We start from the raw sequence: 24,370 nt of genomic DNA on the forward strand, positions 1-24,370 counted from the left end.
AGAGGGCGTTAAGTCCGTTTCTGGTAGCGGCCTCGTCCGGGCTGGGTGAGGAAGCCTTGACGGGTGAGGCGTCCGAGGCGGCTGCGGGTGATGTTGACGGATGCCTCGTCGGTGGGCAGGCCGAGGAGTTCGTGCAGTTCACGGGCTCGGAAGACCTGGTCGGGGTGCTGGTTGAAGGTGCTCACGATGGCCTGGTAGGCGGTGTTCGTCTCGGGCGGATCGGGGTCGCCTCCAGCTGGTGCGAGTTCGGTGATGACCTTGGTGGTGGTGGCCAGGTCTGCGAGTCGCGCTTCGGTCTCGGCGAGGGTAGCGGTCAAGTGCGCGATCTGGTCGCGTAGTTCAGAGGCCCTGACTGTGGTCTCGTCGTGCTGGACCTGGAGGTCGACCAGGAGCTCGGTGACGTTCACGCGGCCAGCTCGAGGGTGTCGCGCCAGGCCGGACTCGGCGTGGTGAGGCGGCGGGCCATGTTCGCGATTGAGGCCCAGTAGACGCGTGAGGCGGAGGTGTCGGGCCGGTGGTCGTACTCACGGGCGAGGCGGCGGTGCAGCATCAATGTGCCGTTGACCTGCTCCACGATCCACCGCTTGGGCTGCGGAATGAAGCCTTTGCCCCGGTCGGCGGGGTTGCGGCGGACGATTTCGATGTCGATGTCCAGCAGGGCGCCGTGGATGAGGACCTCGTCCTTGAAGCCCTGGTCCACCAGGGCCTTCTCCAGGCGGTTGCCGCACCGCTCGGCGGCTTGGTCGAGCAGGGCGGTGCCGGCGGCGTTGTCATGGGCGGAGGCGGTCAGCACGACGACGCCGATGATCAGCCCCAGGACGTCGACGGCCAGTCCCCGCTTGCGGCCCGACACCTTCTTGTTGGCGTCCAGTCCCGTCGTGGTCCTCGGGACACCGGCGGCCGCGCGGACGGACTGGGTGTCGATGATCACGAGGGACGGGTCCTCTAATCGCCGGGCTCTCTCCCGCACCTGGCAGCGCAGGAGTTCCTGGATGCGCTGGTCGAGGCCGTCCTGGCGCCACAGCGTGAAGTAGTAGAACACCGCTGACCAGGCCGGCAGGTCGTGGGGCAGGTAGCGCCACTGGCAGCCCGTTCGGTTCTGGTAGAAGATCGCGTTCACGACTTCCCGCAGGTCGCAGGCGCCGGGATCACCGGTCGCCGACCGTGCTACCCGTTCCTGCTTCCACGCTGTGATCATCGGCTGGATCAACGCCCACTGCTCGTCCGATAAGTCGCTGGGGTACGGCTTTCTGTCCATGGCTCGCATCTCAGCATGAGCATGCCCAGCAGGTGCCCGGCGTGGCGATCAGTACCACGATCGAGCGATCACGAACCGAGGAAGATCGGACTTAACGCCCTCTNCATGGCTCGCATCTCAGCATGAGCATGCCCAGCAGGTGCCCGGCGTGGCGATCAGTACCACGATCGAGCGATCACGAACCGAGGAAGATCGGACTTAACGCCCTCTCAGAGCGCAGCACAACCGGCTCACCACCCTGCCCCACACCATCGGCCGGCTCCGCGGTCTGCGCGAGCTGTGGCTCCGGGGAAACACGATCGAGCACCTGCCGTCGTCAGCGGCCGAGCTACATGAACTGCGCCACCTGGACCTGCGCGAGAACTCCCTGAACGACGTGCCGGAGTCACTCGCCGACCTCCCCCGACTGCGCCAGATCGATCTGCGGAGCAACGGCCTCGGCCGGCTCCCCGACTGGCTCGCCCTGATGCCGTCCCTGGAGTCAGGTGTATTGATCACGAGCGTTGTCGACGTCGACTGGTCTTGATCATGGCGAAGACCTCCGGTGTGGTGGAGGCACAGGTCTGCCGACTGCGGACCGACCGCAAACTCGGCCCGGCCAGGATCGGCCCGCTCACACGGTCCCGCTCCTCCATGGACTGCTCGATGAGATGTAGCCGTTGTCGGCTCAGGCTTTGGTGATGGTGGGGTGTTGCTGGCGGACTTCGGCCAGGAGTGGGGTGCCGGCGGCGGAGTCGTGGACGCTGGCGGTGGTGACGGTCACAGCCGGCAGGAGTCCCGGTGTGTCGGTGTCGTCCTGTCCGTGCTCACCGGCGAGATCCGCTCCGGCATCCTCGACGACCTGCCGGTCGACGGCCACACCTTCGATCCGAACGACGAGCTCCTGGGTGGCTGACGGACCGTCGGGCACCAGAGGCGCGTCCCGTGCTCCGCGCATGCCGCCGACCGCTGGGTCCACGCGGTTGTCGGCGGTGCCCGGTCCGAGCAGCTCGGACTGGTGGTCGGAGAACTCACTCCTTCCGGTAGTGGCGACCGCCTCACCGTCACGGCTCTTTCCCAGCACGGTTGTGCAGGAGCACTCACTGAGCCGGGTCCGGACCGACGGGCCACATCACGAGACAGGTGACGAACATGCGCACTGAGGCCGCCAAGCGGGTCGAGTTGGTCTTCTCCCTCTTCGACGCCAACGGCAACGGAGTCATCGACTCCGACGACTTCGACCTCATGACGGGACGCGTTCTGGAGGCGGCGGTCGCATCGGACGCCGGTGCCAAGGAAGCCATCCGGAAGGCGTTCCGCCGCTGGTGGACGACTCTGGCCACCGAGCTGGACGCCGACGGCGACGGCGTGGTCACCATCGACGAGTTCCGCCCCTTCGTGCTCGACCCCGCGCGTTTCGGCCCCGCGGTCAGCGAGTTCGCCGAGGCGCTCTCCGCACTCGGCGACCCGGACGGAGACGGCCTGATCGAGCGCCCGCTCTTCCTGTCGCTGATGACGGCGATCGGCTTCGAGGAGGCGAACATCCACGCGCTCTTCGACGCCTTCGGCCCCGACGCCGAGGACCGCATCACCGTGGCCACGTGGGCCACCGGCATCGAGGACTACTACGCACCGGACCTGGCCGGAATTCCCGGTGACCGGCTGGTGGGCGCTCCGGCCGTCTGACACTGCCCGGTCACGCGCGCGTCCCGGGGCGGCGTCGGCCAACCCGGGACGGCGTCGGATCGCCGGGCGTCACGGCCCGGGCTTGTGGGCGAAGACCCACCGGTTCCCTTCCAAGGCGTCGTTGGCCTCGGGGAGGGGACCGCGTCCGTGCCGGCGGGTGAACTCAAAGGGCCTGCGCGTCGACGTGGACCATCCCCTGGCCGTCAGGTGACCCGCCGAGTCGGGGCGGGGTCCCAGGTCGAAGAGGTCGAGCAGGTCGATACCGATCTGCTCCCGCGTCGCCGTGTAGATCGCGCTGTCGCGGTACGCCAGCAGGTCCTTCTCCAGCTTGGCCTCGAAGGCCAGGGCGCTGCCCCCGGTGGTCAGCCGGTCCACCGTGTCGATGAGGTACGTCTCGACGGGCCCCGGCAGGTAGAAGAGCAGCCCCTCGGCCAGCCAGACGCTCGGTACGGCCGGGTCGAAGCCGGTGGAGGTCAGCGCGGTGGCCCAGTCCGCGCGCAGGTCGACCGGTACGGGGACGCGCTTCGCCCTCGGGGCGGCCGACAGGTCCGTGAGCACCTGCTGCTTGAAGGCCAGCACACCCGCCCTGTCGATCTCGAAAACCACGCAGTCGGACGGCAGGTCGAGGCGGAAGGCACGCGTGTCCAACCCCGCTCCCAACAGGACGACTTGTCGAGCGCCGTCGTGTACCGACCCGAGGACGAAGTCGTCGAGGACCCGGGTCCGCAGCCCGAAGTAGCGGGCGAACCTTCCCCACAGTGGGTTCTCGTCCCCCTCCGGAACCTGCCCGATGCGTACCGGCCAGTCCGCACATGCCGCGGCGGCGCGTACGAAGTGCTCGGCGTGGACGTCCTGGGCGAGGCTGTCACGGCGGTGGGTCTCGATCGCCCGGGCCGCGGCGACCAGGAGCGCGGTCAGTCCCACACCGCCGTCCACGCCGTCCGCGTCGGCCTGCCGAGCCGCTGTGGCGGCCGCGTCTCCCTCGGTGGCGGGATGGGACGACTCCTCGGTGGTGGAGGTCTCGCTCATCGCTCTCCTCTTTCCGGTCTTTCCGGCAGCAGGACGGGTTTGACCACGCGGCCGCCGTCGCAGTCGCGTTCGGCCTCGTTGATGTCGGCCAGCGGGTAGGTGCGGATCAGCTGGTCGAAGGGGAAGCAGCCGGCCTGCCACAGGCCGATCAGCCGGGGTATCAGCAGTCCGGGTACCGCGTCGCCTTCGCAGATGTGGCGGATGCTTCGGCCCCGGTCGAGCGTGCCCGGTTCGAGCGGCAGCGGGGCGTGGAGGCGTGCCACGAGGCCGAGGGTGCCGGTGGGGCGCAGTGCTCGGAGCGCGTCGTTGATGAGCGGGGCCGAGGCCGTGGTGTCCAGGGCGTACTGGGCTCCGCCCTCGGTCAGTCGGCGGATCCGCTCGGGCAGTCCGTACGATCCGGCGGACAGCGGGGTCGCGCCGAACCGTTCGGCCAGGTCGAGGCGTTCGGTATGCCGGTCGACGGCCACCGTCCGCGTGCCGGCGGCGGTGGCCGCCATCACGGCGGCCAGGCCCACTGCTCCCGCGCCCAGGACCACGAGGGTGTCACCGGGTCCTGCGGCGAAGGTGTTCAGTACGGCACCGGCACCGGTGAGGAAGCCGCAGCCGAGCGGTCCGAGCAGTTCGAGTGGCAGGGCTGGGTCGACCCGGACGGCGTTGCGGGCCGGGACGAGCGCGTACGCGGCGAAGGAGGACTGGCCGAACCACCGGGGGGCCAGCGCATTTCCGGCCGCGTCGGTGAGCCGTGGAGGTTCCTCCTCGCGCCCACCGAACAGATTGAGGGAGGCGAAGGAATCGCAGTAAGCGGGTGAGGCGGCCCGGCAGTTTCTGCAGTGTCCGCAGGAGTCGAAGCTCAGTACGACGTGGTCGCCGACGCCCAGCCCGTTGCCGGGGTCGCCGTCCGTCGCCACCACGACCCCGGCGCCCTCGTGGCCGAGGACCGACGGCAGCGGGCTGCGGCCCGCCGATCGGCGTACCGCGAGATCGGTACGGCACATCCCGGCTCCCGCGATCTCGACGAGGATCTCGCCGGGGCCGGGCTCCGTGCGCAGGGCCACTTCCTCGACCGTGAACGGGTCCTCGTACGAGCGAAGTACGGCCGCCTGGAACCTCCTCGTCACGCTCCCTCCTCCCACGGGCGATGGACCACGAACGGCCGAAGGTTGCCGTAGAGGCCCCACGGTCCGCCCGCGACACCGACGCCACTGTCCTTGACTCCCGCGAAGGGCTGGGCGAGGGAGAGCTCCGCGTGGTGGTTGATCCAGGCCGTGCCGCATTCCAACCCGTCGGCCACCGCCTCGGCCCGGTCGAGATCAGTGCCCCAGACGGAGCCGCCAAGGCCGAAGTCGGTGCCGTTGGCCGCGGTGATCGCCTCGTCGAGGTTCCGGTACGGCAGTACCGGCAGGACGGGTCCGAACTGTTCCTCGGTCACCACCGGACTGTCGGGCGGGACGTCGGTGAGGACCGTGGGAGCGAAGAAGTAGCCCGCTCCGTCCAGTCGACGGCCGCCGGCCGCGGCCCGGGCGCCGGCCGCCAGGGCCTGCCGCGTGACCTGCTCGACCCGGGCCAGCTGGGGAGCGTTGTTGACCGGACCGATCCGGGTGTCCGGGTCGAGTCCGGATCCGACCGCGACGGTCTTCGCGCGTTGGGCGAGGGCTTCGACGACCTCGGCGTGGATCCGGGTGGGGGCGTAGACGCGCTTGACCGCCATGCAGACCTGTCCGCAGTTGCGGAACGCTGCCCAGAACAGCCGGTCCGCGATCCGGTCGACGTCGACGTCGTCCAGGAGGACGGCGGCGTCATTGCCGCCCAGTTCCAGGGTGACCCGGGCGAGCGAGCCCGCCGCGGCCTCGGCGACGGCCCGACCGGTGGGCACCGAGCCGGTGAAGGTGACGTGGCGGATGCCCCGGTGGCCGGCGAGACGGGCGCCGAGGGGTTCGCGGCCGGTGACGACGGTCAGGACGTCCTCGGGCAGGACGGTGGCGAGGACGGAGCCGAGCAGCCGGGTGGCGAGCGGGGTGTGAGGGGACGGTTTGAGGACCACGGTGTTGCCGGCCGCGAGCGCGGGCGCGAACTTCGCCGCCGCGAGCTGGATCGGGAAGTTCCAGGGCACGATCGCGGCGACGGGCCCGACGGGCCGCCAGCGGACCTCGCTGTGCACGGGTCGGCCGTCGTCGATGCGGTGGGTCTCCGGGGCCAGGTCGGCGAAGTAGCGCAGCCGGGCCCCCGTACGGGCGATCTCGGCGTACGACTCGGTCAGGGGCTTGCCCTGTTCGCGCGTGAGCAGCCGGGCGAGGGCGTCGCCGGCCGTTTCCACGGCGTCGGCAGCGGCGCGCAGGGCAGTGGTACGGGCGGCGGGGTCGGAGCGCCAGCCGTGCCAGGCCCGTTGGGCCCGGGCGACCACCTCGTCCAGCTCCTCCGGCCTCTGGTCGGGGGCCTCGTCGAATGGCTCCCCGGTGGCCGGGTCGACGACGGCGAGGCGTGCGGCACGCAGCCCGGGGACACGAGCGGCTTCCGGTGTCGGCATCCCGGTGGTCAGTTCACGGCCGGGGTGCCGACGGCGTGCTCCCGGGCCTGCCGGTCCATCTCCGCGCGGAAGGCGGCGACCAGATGCGGCTGGATCCTCCCGGCATTGCGGTCGCCGCCCGCGCAGACTGCGCCTCGTACGCCCACGATGTCCGTGCCGATGCGGGTCAGTGGACCGAGATCGTCCTGCTTGACGCTGCCCGCGAGGGCGGCGAGCAGACCGTACGCGTGGGCGCGCCGGACGAACTCGGCGCAGGAGTCGGGCGGAACGTGGTCGAAGAGCCGCGTGCCGTCCTTGATCGCGGTGTCCAGCATGGCCGCGTCGGCCTCTGCGCGGGCGGCGATGTCGGGCAGGGCGAGCGGGTTGACGCAGCCGATGCGGTGGGCGTCGGCGTAGCCCGAGGCGACGACGAGCGCCTCGGGGCGGTGGTCCTTCACCGCGCGGACGACCGCTCGCATGACCTCGACACCCTGCTCGGGAGTCGTACAGCCGTACAGGCCGACCTTGATGTACGTGGCGCCGGATACGACCGCACCGAGCGCGGCCTGCGCCACCGTGCCGGGCTTGTACGGCACGTCCCCCACGGTGGCGGACACCGGTTTGTCCGCCGGCACCGCGTCGCGGATCTCCCGGATGACCCAGGGGAAGTTGGCGCCCAGCGAGCCCTCGTCGGGCTTCTTGACGTCCACGATGTCGAGGTGTTCCGCGGCCTTCGCGCAGTCGAGGGCTTCCTCGACACCGTCCGGGGAGATGAGAAGCAACACCATGAGCTCCTTCCGCCGCATGTCCACCTGACCGAGGACAGGGGTGCGGATCACCTGGTTCACGTGCGGTGCACCCATCCTTTCCGGCGCCCGCGGGCGCCGGTAGGGCGCACGGAGCTCACGGAGGGTGCGTGAAAGCACGCTCATGATGCGGCGTGCACCGCCGTGCACCGGCGCCTGTCGGCGCACGCCCGACCCTGCCGACCGCCCTCGATGCCCACTTGTGTGCTCCGGGGCCCTGTCTGCCACCGCCCCGGGCGCGGAAGGCCCCGCAGGGGTCGCACGGTCCCGTCCCGCGGAAGTCCGGGGAGACCGGTGACCTGGCCGTCACCGCTCCGAAGGGCTTGGACCGCGGTGGAAGCGGAGGCCGGCCGCACGGCCGCGGGGGCGGTCGGCGGGTCCCTGGGGCACGGTCGGGTCCATGGGGGAATCCGAGTCGGGAGGGCACCCGTGGGAACCCCGTTCGCCCTGCCCGACGGTCGGCGTCCCGGACACCGCGCATCGGGTCGGGCCGAAGCCTCCTCGCGTCCTGCTCGCCGGCGAGCGCCAGGAACAGAGGCGGACTGTCGTGGCGGTACGCCCCGGGGAGGCCGTCAGCCGGTCGGCAGGCCCAGCCCGTAGTAGGTCACGTGGTAGCCGTCCACGTAGCCCGCCTCTCCGCCGATGATCAGGTCGGTGGGATCGCTCGCGCCTGCCGCCCTGGCCGTGGCCACGAGCATCTCGGCGAGTGCGTGGCCCTTCGGCTCGCCGGGCCCGCCCGCGTCCACACGCCACACCGGATCGTCGTCGCCGAAGACCGATGCCGTGTGCGGGAATTCGGCGACCGTGCCCCAGCCGAGTGCGGCCGGATCGACGGCGTCCGGGGCGAAGCAGGCGATCGAGAGCCGGTCGCCGCACACCACGTCGAAGAGGAGGGGAGCGCTGCGTCCGTCACGCCCGTAGAACGGCATCCCGAGCCGGATCCCCAGGGCGGTGGTCTCGGCGGGCAGCGCTTCCAGGAACTCCCCCAGCGACCGGGTGACGGTCTCCCAGCTACGGGCGGTCCACCCGCCCGGGAAGCCGAGGCCGACGTTGGCCTGATCCCGGTTGCTCCCGAAGAAGCCGCTGATCGCGTGCTCCTCGCCGTGGCCTTGACGCCAGAACCAGTTCTCCGCGGGGTCGGTGGGCTGCAGGACCAGCTCGGGCCCCGACTTCCCGGCCCGCAGCTCGAGCGTGTCCGGCCTGCCGCGCCAGCGCAGGAAGGGAGCGCCCCAGAGCGGCTGGCTGCCGTAGAAGGGGCCCATGTCACCGTGCGAGCCCATGACGGACGGCTCGCCCAGTGCGGCGGTCACTTCCTCCTTCGCGGCGCGGAAGGCCGCCGCCTGCGCCGCGGCGTCCGGCGCGGGAACCGCCACGGGGACCGCGAGCTCCACGTACGACTCGCCGTCGACGTGACGCTTCTCGTAGTCGCCGACCGGGCGCAGGCGAGCATCGCCCGAGGCCCGCCCGGTGATCAGTGCAGGGGCGTCCGGCGTGCCGCCCCAGGCCCATCCCCACTCGGCCGCCACGGCCCTCACGCCCTCCGGCGTCCAGCCGTCCGTATCTGCCGCGAGGAGTCGCCGGGCGAGCTCCCCGACGGATTCCCCTGTCGTGCTTCCCTCTTGTGCGTTCACAGGGCCATCGTGCCGCATCCCAGGCTGCGTCCCCGCAGGTCGCGCACCAGTAGCCGGCGGTTCCCCTCCGCAGGCGACGGCAACCTCCTACGCACGGATCGCCGCCAGGAACCGTCTTCGAGGCCCAGGCCGCATCGGTCTGCCGTCGGCGGGAGGGCGGATGCGGATGAGCACTCACCCGTATCGCGGTCGAGACGCGCCTCGCGTGGGCACAGTCCGGGTGTGGGCATCCGCCCGCCAGGTTGGGCATTACCGGCGCGAAGTGGTCGAGGAAGCGCCGGCGGACGTTGGCGGCGCGCGAGGGTCTCACTGCTCTGGTCGTGGGTCAGAAGGGACGAGGACGGCTGCGAGGGGCGCGGGGTGGGTGACCTGGGCCCAGCCCGGCCGCTCGTAGAAGGCGACGGCCTCACGGGCGGCGACAGAACTCAGCAGCTGGCAGCGCCCGTCGGCCCGGTCCGTCGCGGAGGCGGCCGGCAGCTCATCGGCAAGCCGCCTCAGGTGGACGACGCCCGCCCGGACACCGAGGCGGCTCGCCGCGGCCTCGGCGCCGCCCGCCGGCCGCTCTGGCTCCGACGCTGGGGGACCCGACCTGTCCCCCGTCCACGGTGTTCGCGACCTACAACCGATACCGGAACAAAGAACACGCAGGTGTGGCCCTTTGCGGACCACGGAGGCGGACACGGAACCGAGCGGCATACGCATCTGAACCGGATCGAGGACCAGGGACTGCTGTCACCCCGGACGCGACGCGAAGGCGACGCGATCGATCCGACTCCATGGAGGGGCCAGGGACTCACCGGGCATTCGGGTGTCGCCGCAAGCCGACCCCGCACGCCGCATGCCGCATGCCGCATGCCGCCAGGCATGTTCATCGTGGACGCGGCGACAATGCGGTGCGTCAGTGCCGGCAGGACGGTCGGACGTGGAGCAGCTCGGTCCGCAGTACGGGTGTGCCGTCGACCGGTGCCGGGTTCTCCGCGGTCGGTTCGATGCCTCCGGCGGCGACCTTGTCGAGCGTCGCCAGACCGGCGGGGCCGACCGTGCCGAACACCGTGTAGTTCGGTCGCAGTGCGGAGTCGCCGTAGACGACGAAGAACTGTGAGCCGTTCGTGTTCGGGCCGGCGTTGGCCATCGCCAGCAGGCCGCGTCCGTAGAGCCGGCGCGTGCCCGTGGGATCGGTGGCTGCGGGCGGCAGGTCCACCGGCAGTTCGTCCTTGTACTTGTACCCGGGCCCGCCCTCACCGGTGCCGGTCGGGTCGCCGCACTGCAAGACCTTCAGCGTCGGGTACGCCGTCAGGCGGTGGCACACCGTGCGGTCGTAGAAGCCGTGCCGTGTCAGGTGCAGGAAACTCTGGACCGTGCACGGCGCCTTGGCCCGGTCCAGGCGCAGTGGAAGCGGGCCCTGACTGGTCGGAACGGCCAAGTCGACCGTGCCACGATCGGGGGTGCGCCGTGGATCGGGCGGCAGCGGAACACGGCGCGCCGGCGGCTCCTCCGGGGTCTGGCCGTACTGGCAGGGACCGTGCGTGGTGCGCGGCGGAGCGCTGTGGGAAGCGGTGGCGACGCTTCCCCCGGACACCACTAACGCCGCGGCCGCGAACGCACTGGTCAGTGCTCGTCTCATCTTGCACACCCTCCCGATGGTCCCCAGGTCTCGGAGCGGTCGCAGTCTAGGGCGTGGTGTGGCCTGCGGGAGTGGGATTTCCGGCCGATCAGCGTGCCCAGAGCCCCGTCACTCGGGCGACACGTCCTTGGCCTTGCCGGGACCGCTGGGGTCCGTACCGAATCGACGGCAACGCGGAACACCCCGCGAGTGAGGGGAACGACGGTGCCCTGTCGCGGACCCCGGGAACGCGCCGCCGTCGGTCCGGGCCGGCACATGTCCAGCATTCGCCGAGCCGCTCCGGGCCGGCGGGCGACAGGGCACGGGATCCACGAGGAACATCCAGGTCACTGTGATGGCGCACGACACCGCGAGGGCGTACCCACGAGTTGCAAGGTCTCGGATGTCGCGCCCGAAGGTCACGGTCGGTGTCGCACGGATACCGGATCCGGTGTCGCGGTGCGACCCCGTAGTGCTGTGCCGCGGAAGCGGCGCGATGAGTTCCGGCGGTTGTGTGGTCTGCCCGTAGACGAAGGGAACACACCATGCGCAAGATCATCATCTGCACGTTCCTGACGCTCGACGGCGTCATGCAGACACCGGGCGGTCCGGACGAGGACGCGGAGAGCGGGTTCCAGCACGGCGGCCGGCAAAGGCCGGTGGACGACGAGGTCGGCGCGGCCGTCGCCGCTGGGTACGAGCGCTCCGACGCGATGTTGCTCGGACGCGAGACGTACGAGATCTTCGCGTCGTACTGGCCGACGGCCGATCCCGACAACCCGTTCACGTCTCGACGACGAAGGGCGGCACCGTGGTCGGTGTCTACCGGCCGACCGGCCAACCCAGCTACGACAGCTGCAGGGGGTATCGAGCACCCCTGACCCCACATCGAATCGGCAAAGAAAAGAGCAGGTCAGCGCACCCTTCCTCGCGCCTTCAGCTGCGTCGCCGGCACCTCCGGTGCGGCCAGCCGGTCACCGTCGTAGCCCTTCACCTCGCCGAAGCGGTCGCCCGCCATCCAGTCCTCCCGCGCCACGCGGATCTCCTCGTCCGTGCGGCCGACGAAGTTCCACCACATGACGATCTCCTCCTCGAAGGGCTCCCCGCCCAGGAGCATCAGGCCCGCGTCCGAGGTCGCGCGCAGGGGGAGCTCCGTGCGGCCGCAGCCCAGGTAGAGCATGGAGCCGGGCAGGACGGGCACGCCGTCCACGTGGACCTCGCCGGACATCGCCAGGACCGCGTACTCGAAGTCCGGGTCCAGCGGGAGGCGCGTCTCGGCGCCCGCGGTCAGCGCGAGGTCGGCGCCGACGAGCGGGGTGTACGTGGTGCCGGGCGAGGCGGCGCCGTCGAGGGCGCCCAGGATCACCGTGGCCGTGAGGCCGGGCGCGGTGACCCGGGGCAGCTCGGCGTGGTGCTGGAAATGCGGTTCGACCTGGCGGTGGGCGTCGGGGAGGGCGACCCAGAGCTGGGCGCCGTGCAGGTAGCGGGCGTGCGGCCGAGGGCTCTCCTCCGAGTGGGAGATGGCACGGCCCGAGGTCATGAGGCCCAGTTCGCGCGGGCGGATCGCCTGGAGGCTGCCGGTGGAGTCGCGGTGCAGCACCTCCCCCTCGTGGAGCCAGCTGACGGTCTGGAGCCCCATGTGCGGGTGCGGCGGGACCTGCATCCCCGGTTCGTCGGCGATGTCGTCGGGGCCGTAGTGGTCGACGAAGACCCAGGCGCCGACCATCCGCCGGCCGAGGTTCGGGAGCAGCCGGCGGACCTCGGTCGACTCGCCGAGCCGCACGTGCCGGGGGCTGAGGAGTTCCCGTACCGGCTCGGCTGCGACGAAGCCGCGGCCACCGCACACGGTCAGGGCGGCCTGACGATCAAGATTGCTCATGACGCTCAACCCATCATTGTGGAATGTTCAACCATCCAGGCTTGTTGACCTGGTCGACCGCCACACAGGGTGGCAGATGCGGGCCGCTGGAGAGGAAGAGCAAGTGAGCGACACGTACTACGAGTTCGGAACGGCCTCGGAACGCTGGGACCGCGCCCGGTTCTTCTTCGACGCGAAGGAGTACGGAACCGCCGTCCGCATCCTTCGCGGCCTGGTCGCCGAGCACCCGGACCAGACGGCCCAGCGGCTGCTCCTCGCCCGTGCCTACTACCACTCCGCCCAGCTCTCGCGGGCCGAGACCGAGCTGCGCGCCGTCCTGGAGCGCGACCCGGTCGAGCACTACGCCCGGCTGATGCTCGGGCGCGCCCTGGAGCGCCAGGGCCGGCCGGACGAGGCCGCTCCGCATCTGCGGATGGCCGCCGCCATGTCGGGTGAGACGCCGTCGTCCTGACGCGGGTCTGATACCCCGGCGCGGTATATTCGGCAGCCAGGAGGCCTGGCTGTGCGGACACACCGAGCGGAACGCGGCAGACGAGCGGAAGGTGCCCTCGCGCACCTTCTGCTCGTCGTCGTGCTCGCGCTCGGCGTGTTCCTGATGCACGCCGTCGGACACCCCGAGGGGGCCGGCGGCGATACGGCGAGCGCTCACACGTCCTCGTCGTCGACGGCCGCTTCCTCCGCATCGATGGCCGCCTCGTCGTCGGCTGCCGTGCCCTCCTCACCCGGCACCGGTCAGTCCGCTCACGCGGCCTCCTCCGCCGCCGTGAACGGCCACTCCGCCGTCCCTCCCGGTGGCGACGACAGTTCCGACGCCCGGCACGGGCCGGGCTCCGGGATGGACATGACCACGCTCTGCGTGGCCGTCCTCGCCGGCTGGCTGTTCGCCGGGCTCGTCCGCGCCGCGCTCGCGCGGCGGCCCGAGTGGCTCGCCCTTCTCCTCGCGCGGCTCACCCCCGCGCTCGGGCCGCACGCCCCGCCGCCCCGACCCCCCGACCTCTCCCTGCTGTCCGTCCTGCGGATCTAGGCCGTACCGCCACCGCGGGCGCCTCGCGCTGCCCGTGAACGCTTCGGCCTGCCCCTTTCCGTCCGTACGAACAGCACACGAGGTCTCACCCACATGCGTACCTTCACGAACCGCACCGCCCGGAAGCTCGCCCTGGTCGGCGCCGTCACCGCGACCGGTCTCCTGCTCGCCGCCTGCGGCACCGACGACGGCATGAGCGGAATGGACCACGGCGGTACGTCCGCCTCCGCCTCCGCGACCACCGGCGCGTCCCCGTCCCCGTCCGCCGCCGGCGCCGGCGCCCCCGCCCCGGGCGCCTTCAACGACGCGGACGTCATGTTCGCGCAGATGATGATCCCCCACCACCAGCAGGCCCTGGAGATGGCGGAGCTCGCCGACGGGCGGGCCGAGGACTCCGAGGTCAAGAAGCTGGTCGCCGCGATCGAGCAGGCGCAGGACCCGGAGATCCAGAAGATGAAGGCCTGGCTCAAGGGCTGGGGCAAGCCCGAGTCCGCGGGCCACGGCTCCGGTGGGCACGGCATGGCCGGGATGATGTCCGAGCAGGACATGAAGGACCTCGCCGCCGTCAAGGGCAAGGCCTTCGACCGCAAGTTCGCCGAGTTGATGATCGCCCACCACAACGGCGCCGTCGACATGGCGAAGGAGGAGCAGAAGAACGGCGGCAACGCGACGGCGAAGGCGCTCGCCGACGACGTGGTGCGGACCCAGTCCGAAGAGGTCGCCGCGCTGCGGAAGATCCTCGACCGGCTCTGACCGGCCCGGATCCCCTTCCCCCGTGCACCCACGCACGCGACTCGCGGCCCGTCCCCCTCGGGGGCGGGCCGCCCCGCAGCCGTACCCACGCTCCTCGGATCCCCGGGCCCTCGGACTTCCGGGCCCTCAGGCGAAAGAACCATGACGACGTACTTCTCCGGCCGCGCCGCCGCCCTCATCTCCGTGTCCCTCGCCCTCACCCTGGGCCTCACCGCCTGCTCGGCCGCCGACGGCACGGACACCGCCGCGGACCCCGGCGCCGCCCTCAGCCACATCCACGGGCTCGGCCTCCGCGGCGACACCCTCTACATCGCGACCCACCAGGGGATCCACACCCCCGACGCCGACGGCCGGCCGATGCCGGTCGGTGACCGCCGGGACGACTTCATGGGCTTCACGGTCGCCCCCGACGGCACCTTCCTGGCGAGCGGGCACCCCGCGCCGGGCGCCGCCGGACCCTCCGACCTCGGCCTCGTCGCGTCGGCGGACGCCGGGATCACCTGGCGGGAGAAGTCGCTCGCGGGCGAGGTCGACTTCCACGCCCTCGACACCGCGTCCGACTCCACCGTCTACGGGTACGACAGCGCGAACGGGCTCCTGAGGGCCAGCCCCGACGGGGTCACCTGGGAGGACCGGGCCTCCCTGCGCGCCCTCGACATCGCCGTCTCCCCCACCGCGCCCGGCACCGTCCTCGCCACCACCGAGTCCGGCGTGGCCCGCAGCACGGACGGCGGCAGGACGTTCGCGCCGGGAGCGGGCCGGGTCCTGGCGTACCTCTCCTGGGGCGCCCCCGACGCCCTGTTCGGCGTCGACACCGACGGCGTCCTCTTCCGGGGGACGGCCGGGGGCACCGTCTGGACCCGGGTGTCCACCGTCCCGGGCGGCGCCCCGCAGGCGCTCACCGTCGTCGATGCGCGGCGGCTGCTCGTCGCCACCCAGGACGGGGTGTACGAGTCACGGGACGCGGGCGCCCGCTTCGAGCGGCGCGTCGCGGTGACCACCGGGAAGGAGGGCCACTGACGGGGGCGGGTCAGCGTTCCACGACGACCTCTCCGCCCACCACGACGGTCTCCGCGACCGTGCCGGGGATCTCATCCGGCGCGACGCGGAGGATGTCGCGGGAGAGGACGACGAAGTCGGCGAGCTTGCCGACGGTGAGCGAACCCCGCTCGCCCTCAAGGAAGTTGGCGTACGCCGAGCCCATCATGTAGCCCTCGACGGCGGTGGCGACGTCGATCCCCCGGGAACAGCGCGCTCCGGGAGGCCCAGGAAGAGCTGGACCGCGCCCAGCGGGAGGACCTGGAGGCGCTGCTCGCGGCCGGGGTGGCGCGCCGGCGCTTCGCGCCCCTCGACACCGCCGCCCGCGCCTCCGAACTCCTGGCCCTGCTCGACGGGTTGAGCACCCGTGTGGTCCTGGGCCAGAAGTCCGGCCGGGACGAACGGTCCGCCCTGGAGGTGGCCCGCTCGGCGACCCGGGCACTGATCACCCCGTACGCGCCGGAGGGCGGCAACTCCTTTTCGGGCGCGGCGGACTGAGGAAGCATCAGCCCCGGTACGCCTCCAGGAGCCGCAGCCACACCTCGCTCAGCGTCGGGTACGACGGGACCGCGTGCCACAGACGGGCGATCGGGACCTCGGCGACGACCGCGACCGTCGCCGCGTGGACGAGTTCCCCGATGCCGGGGCCGACGAAGGAGACGCCGAGGAGCACCTCGCGGTCGAGGTCGACGACCATCCGGGCGTGCCCCCGGTAGCCCTGGGCGTACAGCCCGGCGCCCGCGACCTGCCGCATGTCGAGGTCCACCGCGCGCACCCGGTGCCCGGCCCGCTCGGCCTCCGCGAGCGACAGTCCGACGGCACCCGCCTCGGGGTCGCTGAACACCACCTGCGGGACGGCCGCGTGGTCGGCGGTCGCCGCGTGCGGGCCCCAGCTCTCCGCGTCGAAGGCCTTCCCGTCCCGCGCGCGGGCGGCGATGGCCGCGCCGGCGATCCGCGCCTGGTACTTGCCCTGGTGCGTGAGGAGCGCGCGGTGGTTGACGTCCCCGACCGCGTACAGCCAGTCGCTGCCGGTGACCCGGAGGCTGTCGTCGACGTCGAACCAGGAGCCCGGCTCCAGGCCCACCGTGTCCAGGCCGATGTCCTCGGTGCGCGGGGACCGGCCGGTCGCGAAGAGCACCTCGTCGGCCTCGACGTGGTCGCCGCCCTCCAGGACCACGGTGACGGGCCCCGTGCCCCCGTCGCGCACGACCGCGCTGACCGTGACGCCGGTGCGGATGTCGGCGCCGCGCGTGGTGAGCGCCTCGGCCACGTGCTCGCCGACGAAGGGCTCCATCCTCGGGAGCAGGCCCCCGCCCCGGACGAGCATCGTCACCTGGGCCCCGAGGGCCTGCCAGGCCGTGGCCATCTCCACGCCGACGACTCCCCCGCCGACCACGGCGAGGCGCCCGGGCACCCGGCCGGAGCTGGTGGCCTCGCGGCTTGTCCAGGGCCGCGCCCCGGCCAGTCCGGGCAGGTCGGGGAGGACGGCGCGGGTGCCCGTGCAGACGGCGACCGCGTGCCGGGCGGTGAGGACGTGCCGCTCGCCCTCGGGACCGGTGACCTCGACCCGGCGGGGCCCGTGGAGGCGGCCGTGCCCCCGGAAGACCCGTACGCCGATCGAGTCCAGCCAGTCCACCTGGCCGTCGTCCTTCCAGTGGCCGACCACCTCGTCCCGGTGGGCGAAGACCTCCAGGGCGTCCAGCGGGCCGTAGACCGACTCGCGCAGCCCCGCGACCTTACGGGCGTCGGAGCGGGCCAGTACGGGCCGGAGGAGTGCCTTGCTGGGCATGCAGGCCCAGTACGAGCACTCGCCGCCGAGCAGTTCGCTCTCGACGATCGCGGCGCTGAGGCCGGCGGCCCGCACCCGGTCGACGACGTTCTCCCCCACCGGGCCCGCGCCCAGGACCACCACGTCGTAGGCGTACTCGTGCTCTTCTTCGACCGATCGCGTCATGGGGCCAGTCTGCTCCAGGGGGGCGGAATAGCACGGCTCGATACGCCGTTGTGCCGGTCGAGTCCCCAGGGGACCGTGAGGACACCGCCAGGAGACCCCCGAAAGGTAGGCAGCATGAGCACCGTAGAGCTCACCAAGGACAACTTCGACGAGATCGTGAGCGGCAACGGGTTCGTCCTGATCGACTTCTGGGCTTCCTGGTGCGGTCCCTGCCGCCAGTTCGCACCGGTCTTCGAGGCCGCGTCCGAGCGCCACCAGGACCTCGTCTTCGCCAAGGTCGACACCGAGGCGCAGCAGGAGCTCGCGGCGGCGTTCGAGATCCGTTCGATCCCGACGCTGATGATCGTGCGGGACAACGTGGCGGTCTTCGCGCAGCCGGGCGCCCTGCCCGAGGCGGCGCTGGAGGACGTGATCGGCCAGGCGCGGAAGCTGGACATGGACGAGGTCCGCAAGTCCGTGGCGGCTGCGGCGGCCGAGCAGAAGTGACCCACGGCGGGGGGGGTACGGGAGACGCTCCCGTACCCCCCTCGCGCCGTGTGCGACGCAGCCGTGCGTGCCGCGTGTGCGGGCCCTGAGGGCTCAGCGCTCCAGGACCAGGGCGAGGCCCTGGCCGACGCCGATGCAGAGGGCCGCGAGGCCGGTGCCCGAGCCGGCCGCCGCCAGCTGGTGGGCCACCGATCCGGCGAGCCGGGCACCGGAGGCGCCGAGCGGGTGGCCGAGGGCGACGGCCCCGCCGCGGGGATTCACGATCTCGGGGTCGAGTTCCGGCCATTCGGAGAGGCAGCCGAGCGCCTGGGCGGCGAAGGCCTCGTTGAGCTCGAAGGTCCGCAGGTCGGCGAAGGAGCGACCGGACTTCTCCAGGGCCCGGCGGACGGCCGCGACCGGGCCGAGCCCGAAGAGCTGCGGCTCGATGCCGGTGACCGCCGAGGCCCGGATGCGGGCCAGCGGCTCCCGCCCGGTCTCGCGCAGGCCGTCCTCGTCGACGAGGAGCAGGGCCGCCGCGCCGTCGTTGAGCGGTGAGGAGTTGCCCGCGGTGACGGTGCCGCCCTCGGGGCGGAAGGCGGGCTTCAGCTTGGCGAGGGTCTCCATGGTGGAGCCCTCGCGGATGCACTCGTCGCGCTGGAGGTCCACGCCCGGGTAGGGCACGACCTCGTCGTCGTAGAGGCCCTTCGCCCAGGCCTCGGCGGCCTTGCGGTGGCTGTCCAGGGCGAAGGCGTCCTGCTGCTCGCGGGTGAGGCCGTGCCGGTCCGCGATCTGCTCGGCGCCCTCGCCGAGCGCGACCGTCCACTCGGCGGGCATGCGCGGGTTGGTCATGCGCCAGCCGAGGGTGGTCGAGTGGAGCTGCTGGTGGCCGGCGGGGAAGGCCCGCTCGGGCTTCTGCAGGACCCAGGGGGCGCGGGACATCGACTCGACGCCGCCGGCGATGGCGACGGAGGCGTCGCCGAGGGCGATGGCGCGGGCCGCCTGGATGACGGCTTCGAGGCCGGAGCCGCAGAGCCGGTTGACGGTGACGCCGGGGACGGAGACCGGCAGCCCGGCGAGGAGGACGGCCATCCGCGCCACGTCGCGGTTGTCCTCGCCCGCGCCGTTGGCGTCACCGAAGTAGACGTCGTCGACGAGCGCCGGGTCGAGCGCCGGGGAGCGGTCGACGAGCGCCCGGACGACGTGGGCCGCGAGGTCGTCGGGACGTACGGAGGCGAGGGCGCCGCCGAACTTCCCGATCGGGGTGCGGACGGCGTCGACGATGTAGACGTCGCGGATGCTCATCGGTTCTCTCCCACGTGGCCTTCGGAACGACTCTGTTCGCCTGGTGAAAGGATTTTCGCCCCGGCGCGCGCGCAGAGTCTCTGCCCGGAGGCCCGCCGTGTCAACGGGCCCTTTCCCGACACGACGGCCGACACGACGGCCGACCCGACGGACCGACGCGCCGGGCGGGCGACAGGCGGCCCGGCCGACCGAAGCGCGGTGAAGCACCCAGGTCAGCCGCCCGCGGCCGGCCGCACCAGGGCCGTCAGACCGTAGTCGAGCTCGCGCCCGTCGACGAGCAGGGCCTCCACCGTCCGCGTCTCGGGGTCGATGTCGGCCCTGAGGCCGTGCCCCTCGTAGATCGGGTAGCCCGACTCGCCGTGCCGTCCGGTGACCTCGACGACGGCGGAGCGGACCGCGCTGTCCGTCACGGACGCGTCGCCCCGGTCCTCGACGTGCGCGGGCACCAGCAGGATCTCGAAACGCTTCGGAACAGTGCTCATGCACCGACGCTAAGCGTTCAGCTGGACTCCCGCCGGATGACCCGCGAGTCGAGCATGGCGCGGGTGTGCGGCGGCACCTCCGGCTCCCGTACGGCCCGGTCGACCAGCTCCGCCAGCTCGCGGCCGAGCACCATGTCGAACCGTACGGTGCTGAGCCGGGGCCGCAGGAGACGGCCGAGGAGGAGGTCGTCGGCGCCGATGACGGCGGTGTCCTCGGGCACGGCGATGCCCGCGTCCTGGAGCGACCTCATCAGGAGCATCGCGTACTCGTCGTTGTACGTGAAGACGGCGTCGAGCCCGAGCTCGCGCCAGCGTCCGGCGAGTGCGTCGGCCGACTCCTCGTCGTACCGCAGCGGCAGGGGTACGACGGTGGCGTCGGTACCCTCGGCGGCACGCCGGGCGCCTTCGAGGCGGGGGCCGGAGAACATCGCGAGCCCCGGTTCCTCGGGGACCACGACCCCGATCCGGCGCCGGCCGCCCTCGATCAGATGGGCGGTGGCCACCTCGCCGACCCGCGTCTGGTCCGACACCAGGGCGTGCGCGCCCTCGACGCTGCCGGTGCCGAGGGTGATCACGGCTCTCGCACCGGACCGCTTGAGGATCTCGACGCCCTGCTCGGTCAGCTGGATCTCGCCGAGCGAGACCACGGCCACCGGCCGCAGCTCGGCCCAGGCACGGGCGGCCTCGTCGGCTTCGAGGCCGACGCTGCCGTACTGGACCACGGTGTAGTCGAGGCGCCGCAGGGCCCACTGGAACTCGTTGAACAGCTGGCTGTACAGCGGTCCGACCGGGACGTGGGAGCTGGGCAGCAGCACCATGCGGCTGTGCCCGGCGCGCAGGCTCCGGGCGCCGGCGTGCGGCACGTACCCCAGCTCCTCGGCCGCCTCGCGCACCCGTCGGCGGGTGGGCTCGCTGATGCGGACGGCCGAGGTGTTGTTCAGGACGTACGAGACGGTGGCCCGGGACACGCCCGCGAGGCGGGCGACATCGGCGCTGGTCGGGACCGCCCGTCCGGCGGGACGTTCGGGGGAGTGTTCGGTTGGCTGGCTCATCGCTCCGGCATCTTTCCAGAACAATCCGGCACAGGGGCTGGCGGATGGCCGGAAACGAGTGCTACACAGTGTTTACACGTGTCAGTGACACGAGTAAACCTCTCGTTCGATCCGTTCCTCGCCCGTTCGTCGGGCGATCTCCCCAGGAGGGCAACGTGGCCCTTTCTACGACCCAAGGCTCCGACTCCCCCGCGGCCGCACGGCCGACGCGGGGCCTGATGCCGCTGCTCCTCGCCGGGAACACGGCCATGTACGCCCTGTACATCGGCGTCCCCGGCATGCTCCTCGCCCTCCAGGTCGAGGAGATCGATCCCGTCGACAAGGTGGCGAACTTCGGCCTCGTCTCCGGGATCTCCGCGATCTTCGCCACCGTGTTCAACCCGGTGGCGGGCGCCCTGTCCGACCGTTCGGGCCGCCGCAACCCGTGGATCCTCGCCGGCGGTCTGCTCGCCCTCCCGGTGATGTTCCTGCTCGGCAGCGTCCACACGATCCTGCTCGTGACCATCGTCTGGTGTCTCGGCCAGGCGGTCATGAACGTCTACCAGGCGGCCCTCACCTCCGTGGTCCCCGACCGGGTCCCGGTCGCCGCCCGCGGCAAGGCCTCCGCCGCCGTCGGCCTGGGCCTCCCCATCGGCTCGACGATCGGCGCCCTCGTCGGCGCGGCCTTCTCCGAGCACTACCGCACCGGCTATCTCGTCTTCGGCGCGATCATCGCGGCCACCGCCGTCCTCTTCACCACCTGCGCCCGCGAGCAGCGGATGCCCGCCAAGGCACCGACGCCCGTCAAGGAGCAGCTCGCGGCCTTCGGCAGCGCCCTGCGGAACCACGACTTCCGCTGGGCCTTCATCGGCCGCGCCCTGCTCATCCTGGGCTACTTCTCGGTGGCCGGATTCCAGCTGTACATCCTCAAGGACCACACCGAGCTGCCCGCCGGGCTCGGCGCCGAGGAGGCGGTGGCGATCCTCATGCCGCTCAACGCGGTCGCCATGGCGGTCTCCACCGTGCTCGGCGGCTGGCTCTCGGACCGCTACGACCGGCGCAAGCTCTTCGTCGGCGCCTCCGCCGCGCTCGCCGCCGTCGCCCTGCTCATCCCGGCCCTGTCGGCGAGCTGGACCGCGATGCTCGCCTTCTCCGTCGTCAACGGGCTGGGCTTCGGCTGCTACATGGCCGTCGACACCGCCCTGGTGACCATGGTGCTGCCGAAGGCCGAGGACGCCGCGCGGGACATGGGCGTCCTCAACGTCGCCAACGCCGGCCCGCAGATCGTCGCCCCCTTCGTGGCCTCGCTGATCGTCTCGCTCAGTGGCGGGTACACGGCGCTCTTCCTGATCGCCGCCGTACTGTCGGTGCTCGGCGCGCTCGCCGTGCGCCCCATCCGCAGCGTGCGCTGATCCGCGTCGGCGCCCGTAGAACACCGTCAGAGAGGCGGCACCGTGCGCCTGCACACCACCACCTGGGGATCCGGTGACCGGATCGCCCTGCTCGTCCACGGCCTCATGGCCGACCACCGCACCTGGCGGCGGGTCGGACCGGCGCTCGCGGAGCGCGGCTACCGGGTGATCGCGGTGGACCTGCGGGGGCACGGGGCGAGCGGGCGGGCGGCGGGCCCGGAGGCGTACCGGCCGGAGGACCACGCCGACGACCTCGTCGAAACCCTTCCGGCCGGCGCCGCGTTGGCCCTCGGCCACTCGCTCGGCGGGCTCGTGCTGGCCGGCGCGCTCGACCGGCTCGCACCGGCCCGCGCGGTCTTCTCCGACCCGGCCTGGCACCTCGGCGGCTACCGGGCCGGCCTCTTCGTCCGGGGCAAGACGATGACCCGGGCGCAGATCAAGGGCTTCAACCCGCACTGGCCGGACGAGGACGTCGAGACCGAGATGGCGTCCGTACGCGACTGGGACGAGCGGACGGCCCACGGTCTGACGGGATGCGTGGGCGCCGATCTGTGGCCGTCCCGCGCGAGCGTCCCCTCCCTGGTCACCCTCGCCGATCCGAGCCTGCTGGTCTCCCCCGCGGCGGCCCGGATGCTGGAGGGCCGCGGCTTCACCGTCCGTACGGTGGCGAAAGCGGGTCACACGATCCACCGGGACGACTTCGACGGATTCATGTCCGCGCTGGACGACTGGATCTGACGTACCGTTCAGTCATGGACGACGCGTCGATGGACTCCGCGATGGTGGGACTGCTCGGCCGGGTGACCGGCACCGTCGGGCCCGGCCTCGTCGGCGAGGTGATCGTCCGGATCCGGGGCGGCGCCGAGCACTTCCTCGCCCATCCGGCCTCGGCCAAGGAGCGGATCGAGGTCGGGACGGTGGTGATGGTCATGGAACATCTCCCTCCGCGCACCGTCTATGTCACAGCCGCGTACGACAGTTGACGGAACCGTTGAGCCGCGGGCGCCGCGGGCGCACACTCCCTTCACCGGATCCGCACCGGATCCGGTGAAGGGGGACCTTGCCCATGAGTTTCGGCATTCTGGCGGGCGTCGTCGGCGGCGCCCTCGCCGTTCTCATCATCGTGTTCAAAATGATGTGGCGCGTCGCGGAACCCAACGAGGCGCTGATCATCTCCGGTTCCAACCACAAGAACGAAGGCCTCGGCGCGGGCATGGGCTTCCGCATCGTCACCGGTCGCGGCACGCTGGTACTGCCCGGGGTGCAGGCGGTGCGCAAACTCTCGCTCGACCTCAACGAGACCCAGCTGTCCGTGGAGTGCGTCACCCACCAGGGCATCCCGCTCAAGGTCCGCGGTGTGGTGATCTTCAAGGTCGGTGACGACTTCGTGTCGATCGCCAACGCCGCCCGCCGGTTCCTCGACCAGCAGAAGCTGATGTCGGAGCGGGTGCACATCGTCTTCGCCGGTCATCTCCGCGCCATCGTCGGCGGGTTGACCGTGGAGGACATGATCCGTGACCGGGAGAAGCTGACCGGGCAGGCCCGTTCGGCCTGTGGCACGGAGATGGAGAAGCTCGGTCTGATCGTCGACTCGCTCCAGATCCACGAGATCGAGGACCCGACCGGGTACATCAAGAACCTGGCCGCCCCGCACGCGGCCGCCGTCACACGGGACGCCCGGATCGCGCAGGCCGAGGCGAACCGGCGCGCCACCGAGGCCGAGCAGCAGGCCGCCGCCCGGATGTCGGAGGCGACCCGCGACAGCGAGATCCTCCAGGCGGGCTACCAGGCCGAGCGGGACCAGGCCTCCGCGCGGGCCCGGCAGGCCGGTCCGCTGGCCGACGCGGCCTCCCGCCAGGAGGTCGTCGTCCAGGAGACCCGGGTCGCCGAGCTGGAGGGCCTCCGCAAGGAGCAGCAGCTCCAGGCGGAGGTCCGCAAGCCGGCCGACGCGATGGCGTACGAGACCCGCACGCTGGCCGCGGCCGAGCGTGACGCCCGGATCTCGGCGGCCGAGGCCGAGGCGAAGGAGACCGAGCTGGCGAGCGCGGCCGCGGCGACGGCGACCCGGCTCACGGGTGAGGCCGAGGCCGCGGCGCAGCACGCCAGGGGGCTCGCGGTCGCCGAGGCGACCCGGGCGAAGGGTCTGGCGGAGGCCGAGGCGATCAAGGCGCGGGCGGCGGCGCTCGCGGAGAACCAGGAGGCCGTGGTCGCGCAGCAGCTGGCGGAGAAGTGGCCCGAGATCGTCCAGGCGGGCGCTTCCGCGTTCGGGAACGTCGACCAGATGGTGCTGCTGAACGGCGCCGACGGCATGGCGGACGTCTTCGCCAAGGCGCTGACCATGGGCGGGACCGGGCTCGGTCTGGCCCGGCAGCTGCTCGCCACGATGAACCCGGGCGCACCGGAGCGGCTGGGCGTCGCCGCGCCGCCGGCGCCCCGGGCGTCGGAGGAGAGCGTGGAGATCACGGTCGGCGACGGGGAGTAGCCGACGGGACGCCGGAAGCGGCTCAACGGGTCCGCGAGGGTCCAAGAGCCGGG

The 24,370-nt window shown here is 72.1% G+C and carries 27 protein-coding genes and 1 pseudogene; 14 read left to right on the plus strand and 14 right to left on the minus strand.

The genetic code is table 11. The features are described 5' to 3' along the window. Positions 1 to 8: 8 nt before the first annotated feature. Complete coding sequence (locus ASD33_RS19445; RefSeq protein ID WP_199863554.1) at positions 9 to 407, minus strand: hypothetical protein; 399 nt, start codon at positions 405 to 407, stop codon at positions 9 to 11. Continuing rightward, positions 404 to 1,258, minus strand: a complete 855-nt coding sequence (locus ASD33_RS19450; RefSeq protein WP_056561822.1) for an IS5 family transposase — start codon at positions 1,256 to 1,258, stop codon at positions 404 to 406. Before ASD33_RS19450 ends, ASD33_RS19445 begins: the two co-directional genes overlap by 4 nt. A 268-nt stretch (positions 1,259 to 1,526) precedes the next feature. On the opposite strand from ASD33_RS19450, the gene ASD33_RS19455 reads away from it, so the two are divergent. The 3 genes from ASD33_RS19455 (at position 1,527) to ASD33_RS19465 (ending at position 2,923) form a co-directional block, all read left to right on the plus strand. Next, complete coding sequence (locus ASD33_RS19455) at positions 1,527 to 1,784, plus strand: leucine-rich repeat domain-containing protein (protein ID WP_347232299.1); 258 nt, start codon at positions 1,527 to 1,529, stop codon at positions 1,782 to 1,784. A 162-nt stretch (positions 1,785 to 1,946) separates the two neighbouring features. Beyond that, positions 1,947 to 2,153, plus strand: a complete 207-nt coding sequence (locus tag ASD33_RS35815) for a hypothetical protein (protein ID WP_199863555.1) — start codon at positions 1,947 to 1,949, stop codon at positions 2,151 to 2,153. A gap of 236 nt (positions 2,154 to 2,389) precedes the next feature. Then, the gene (locus tag ASD33_RS19465; RefSeq protein WP_056563047.1) at positions 2,390 to 2,923 is read left to right on the plus strand and encodes an EF-hand domain-containing protein; all 534 of its coding nucleotides are present in this window, start codon (positions 2,390 to 2,392) and stop codon (positions 2,921 to 2,923) included. Positions 2,924 to 2,992: 69 nt separating this feature from the next. On the opposite strand, the gene ASD33_RS19470 is transcribed toward ASD33_RS19465, so the two are convergent. The 6 genes from ASD33_RS19470 to ASD33_RS19495 form a co-directional block, all read right to left on the minus strand. Beyond that, positions 2,993 to 3,952: an SAM-dependent methyltransferase gene (locus ASD33_RS19470; protein ID WP_079044879.1), complete on the minus strand. Its 960-nt coding sequence runs from the start codon at positions 3,950 to 3,952 to the stop codon at positions 2,993 to 2,995. Then, positions 3,949 to 5,070 carry an NAD(P)-dependent alcohol dehydrogenase gene (locus ASD33_RS19475; protein ID WP_056561824.1) on the minus strand — a complete coding sequence of 374 codons (1,122 nt, stop codon included), beginning with the start codon at positions 5,068 to 5,070 and terminating at the stop codon, positions 3,949 to 3,951. Before ASD33_RS19475 ends, ASD33_RS19470 begins: the two co-directional genes overlap by 4 nt. After that, complete coding sequence (locus tag ASD33_RS19480; protein ID WP_056561826.1) at positions 5,067 to 6,476, minus strand: aldehyde dehydrogenase family protein; 1,410 nt, start codon at positions 6,474 to 6,476, stop codon at positions 5,067 to 5,069. The genes ASD33_RS19475 and ASD33_RS19480 overlap by 4 nt, the downstream gene beginning before the upstream one ends. An 8-nt stretch (positions 6,477 to 6,484) precedes the next feature. Next, positions 6,485 to 7,240 (minus strand): (5-formylfuran-3-yl)methyl phosphate synthase, encoded by a 756-nt coding sequence (locus ASD33_RS19485; RefSeq protein ID WP_056563053.1) that lies wholly within the window; start codon positions 7,238 to 7,240, stop codon positions 6,485 to 6,487. Between the two features lie 593 nt (positions 7,241 to 7,833). Further along, on the minus strand, positions 7,834 to 8,892 hold the full coding sequence (locus ASD33_RS19490) for a hypothetical protein (RefSeq protein WP_242427101.1): 1,059 nt from the start codon (positions 8,890 to 8,892) through the stop codon (positions 7,834 to 7,836). An 898-nt stretch (positions 8,893 to 9,790) separates the two neighbouring features. Beyond that, positions 9,791 to 10,516 carry a peptidylprolyl isomerase gene (locus tag ASD33_RS19495; RefSeq protein WP_056561831.1) on the minus strand — a complete coding sequence of 242 codons (726 nt, stop codon included), beginning with the start codon at positions 10,514 to 10,516 and terminating at the stop codon, positions 9,791 to 9,793. A 524-nt stretch (positions 10,517 to 11,040) separates the two neighbouring features. Here ASD33_RS19495 and ASD33_RS19500 point away from each other — a divergent pair. Next, positions 11,041 to 11,280: pseudogene (locus tag ASD33_RS19500) on the plus strand (dihydrofolate reductase); the annotation flags it as partial. A 128-nt stretch (positions 11,281 to 11,408) separates the two neighbouring features. On the opposite strand, the gene ASD33_RS19505 reads toward ASD33_RS19500, so the two are convergent. Then, the gene (locus ASD33_RS19505) at positions 11,409 to 12,374 is read right to left on the minus strand and encodes a pirin family protein (RefSeq protein WP_056561835.1); all 966 of its coding nucleotides are present in this window, start codon (positions 12,372 to 12,374) and stop codon (positions 11,409 to 11,411) included. A gap of 103 nt (positions 12,375 to 12,477) precedes the next feature. Here ASD33_RS19505 and ASD33_RS19510 point away from each other — a divergent pair, with 103 nt between their 5' ends. The 4 genes from ASD33_RS19510 (at position 12,478) to ASD33_RS19525 (ending at position 15,171) form a co-directional block, all read left to right on the plus strand. Then, positions 12,478 to 12,825 carry a tetratricopeptide repeat protein gene (locus ASD33_RS19510; RefSeq protein WP_056561836.1) on the plus strand — a complete coding sequence of 116 codons (348 nt, stop codon included), beginning with the start codon at positions 12,478 to 12,480 and terminating at the stop codon, positions 12,823 to 12,825. 51 nt (positions 12,826 to 12,876) lie between these two features. Continuing rightward, on the plus strand, positions 12,877 to 13,398 hold the full coding sequence (locus tag ASD33_RS19515; protein WP_056561838.1) for a hypothetical protein: 522 nt from the start codon (positions 12,877 to 12,879) through the stop codon (positions 13,396 to 13,398). Between the two features lie 93 nt (positions 13,399 to 13,491). Continuing rightward, the gene (locus ASD33_RS19520) at positions 13,492 to 14,151 is read left to right on the plus strand and encodes a DUF305 domain-containing protein (protein ID WP_056561839.1); all 660 of its coding nucleotides are present in this window, start codon (positions 13,492 to 13,494) and stop codon (positions 14,149 to 14,151) included. Positions 14,152 to 14,292: 141 nt separating this feature from the next. Continuing rightward, positions 14,293 to 15,171 (plus strand): F510_1955 family glycosylhydrolase, encoded by an 879-nt coding sequence (locus ASD33_RS19525; RefSeq protein WP_056561843.1) that lies wholly within the window; start codon positions 14,293 to 14,295, stop codon positions 15,169 to 15,171. Between the two features lie 10 nt (positions 15,172 to 15,181). On the opposite strand, the gene ASD33_RS34320 is transcribed toward ASD33_RS19525, so the two are convergent. Continuing rightward, on the minus strand, positions 15,182 to 15,358 hold the full coding sequence (locus ASD33_RS34320; protein ID WP_242427105.1) for an amidohydrolase family protein: 177 nt from the start codon (positions 15,356 to 15,358) through the stop codon (positions 15,182 to 15,184). 68 nt (positions 15,359 to 15,426) lie between these two features. Here ASD33_RS34320 and ASD33_RS19530 point away from each other — a divergent pair, with 68 nt between their 5' ends. Then, positions 15,427 to 15,687 carry a TetR family transcriptional regulator C-terminal domain-containing protein gene (locus ASD33_RS19530; RefSeq protein ID WP_242427155.1) on the plus strand — a complete coding sequence of 87 codons (261 nt, stop codon included), beginning with the start codon at positions 15,427 to 15,429 and terminating at the stop codon, positions 15,685 to 15,687. A gap of 7 nt (positions 15,688 to 15,694) precedes the next feature. On the opposite strand, the gene ASD33_RS19535 is transcribed toward ASD33_RS19530, so the two are convergent. Continuing rightward, positions 15,695 to 17,143 carry an NAD(P)/FAD-dependent oxidoreductase gene (locus ASD33_RS19535; protein ID WP_056561844.1) on the minus strand — a complete coding sequence of 483 codons (1,449 nt, stop codon included), beginning with the start codon at positions 17,141 to 17,143 and terminating at the stop codon, positions 15,695 to 15,697. A gap of 114 nt (positions 17,144 to 17,257) precedes the next feature. Between ASD33_RS19535 and trxA the strand changes: the two genes are divergently transcribed. After that, complete coding sequence (gene trxA / locus ASD33_RS19540; RefSeq protein WP_056561845.1) at positions 17,258 to 17,629, plus strand: thioredoxin; 372 nt, start codon at positions 17,258 to 17,260, stop codon at positions 17,627 to 17,629. A gap of 93 nt (positions 17,630 to 17,722) precedes the next feature. Here trxA and ASD33_RS19545 read toward each other — a convergent pair whose 3' ends face one another. The 3 genes from ASD33_RS19545 to ASD33_RS19555 all read right to left on the minus strand — a co-directional run bounded on the left by ASD33_RS19545 (position 17,723) and on the right by ASD33_RS19555 (position 20,444). Next, positions 17,723 to 18,910, minus strand: coding sequence for a thiolase family protein (locus ASD33_RS19545; protein WP_056561846.1), 1,188 nt, complete (start codon positions 18,908 to 18,910; stop codon positions 17,723 to 17,725). 212 nt (positions 18,911 to 19,122) lie between these two features. After that, the gene (locus tag ASD33_RS19550) at positions 19,123 to 19,392 is read right to left on the minus strand and encodes a hypothetical protein (protein WP_056561847.1); all 270 of its coding nucleotides are present in this window, start codon (positions 19,390 to 19,392) and stop codon (positions 19,123 to 19,125) included. Positions 19,393 to 19,409: 17 nt separating this feature from the next. After that, positions 19,410 to 20,444 (minus strand): LacI family DNA-binding transcriptional regulator, encoded by a 1,035-nt coding sequence (locus tag ASD33_RS19555; protein WP_056561848.1) that lies wholly within the window; start codon positions 20,442 to 20,444, stop codon positions 19,410 to 19,412. A 155-nt stretch (positions 20,445 to 20,599) separates the two neighbouring features. Between ASD33_RS19555 and ASD33_RS19560 the strand changes: the two genes are divergently transcribed. From ASD33_RS19560 to ASD33_RS19575, 4 genes are all read left to right on the plus strand, one after another. Continuing rightward, entirely contained in the window at positions 20,600 to 21,835 is a 1,236-nt protein-coding gene (locus ASD33_RS19560; protein ID WP_056561852.1) for an MFS transporter, read from the plus strand. Positions 21,836 to 21,877: 42 nt separating this feature from the next. Further along, on the plus strand, positions 21,878 to 22,573 hold the full coding sequence (locus tag ASD33_RS19565) for an alpha/beta fold hydrolase (RefSeq protein WP_056561853.1): 696 nt from the start codon (positions 21,878 to 21,880) through the stop codon (positions 22,571 to 22,573). A gap of 14 nt (positions 22,574 to 22,587) precedes the next feature. Continuing rightward, positions 22,588 to 22,818 carry a hypothetical protein gene (locus ASD33_RS19570; RefSeq protein ID WP_056561854.1) on the plus strand — a complete coding sequence of 77 codons (231 nt, stop codon included), beginning with the start codon at positions 22,588 to 22,590 and terminating at the stop codon, positions 22,816 to 22,818. Positions 22,819 to 22,901: 83 nt separating this feature from the next. Continuing rightward, the gene (locus ASD33_RS19575; RefSeq protein ID WP_056561855.1) at positions 22,902 to 24,317 is read left to right on the plus strand and encodes a flotillin family protein; all 1,416 of its coding nucleotides are present in this window, start codon (positions 22,902 to 22,904) and stop codon (positions 24,315 to 24,317) included. Positions 24,318 to 24,370 lie beyond the last annotated feature (53 nt).

This window comes from Streptomyces sp. Root1304, from assembly GCF_001426405.1.
Taxonomy (GTDB): Bacteria; Actinomycetota; Actinomycetes; order Streptomycetales; family Streptomycetaceae; genus Streptomyces.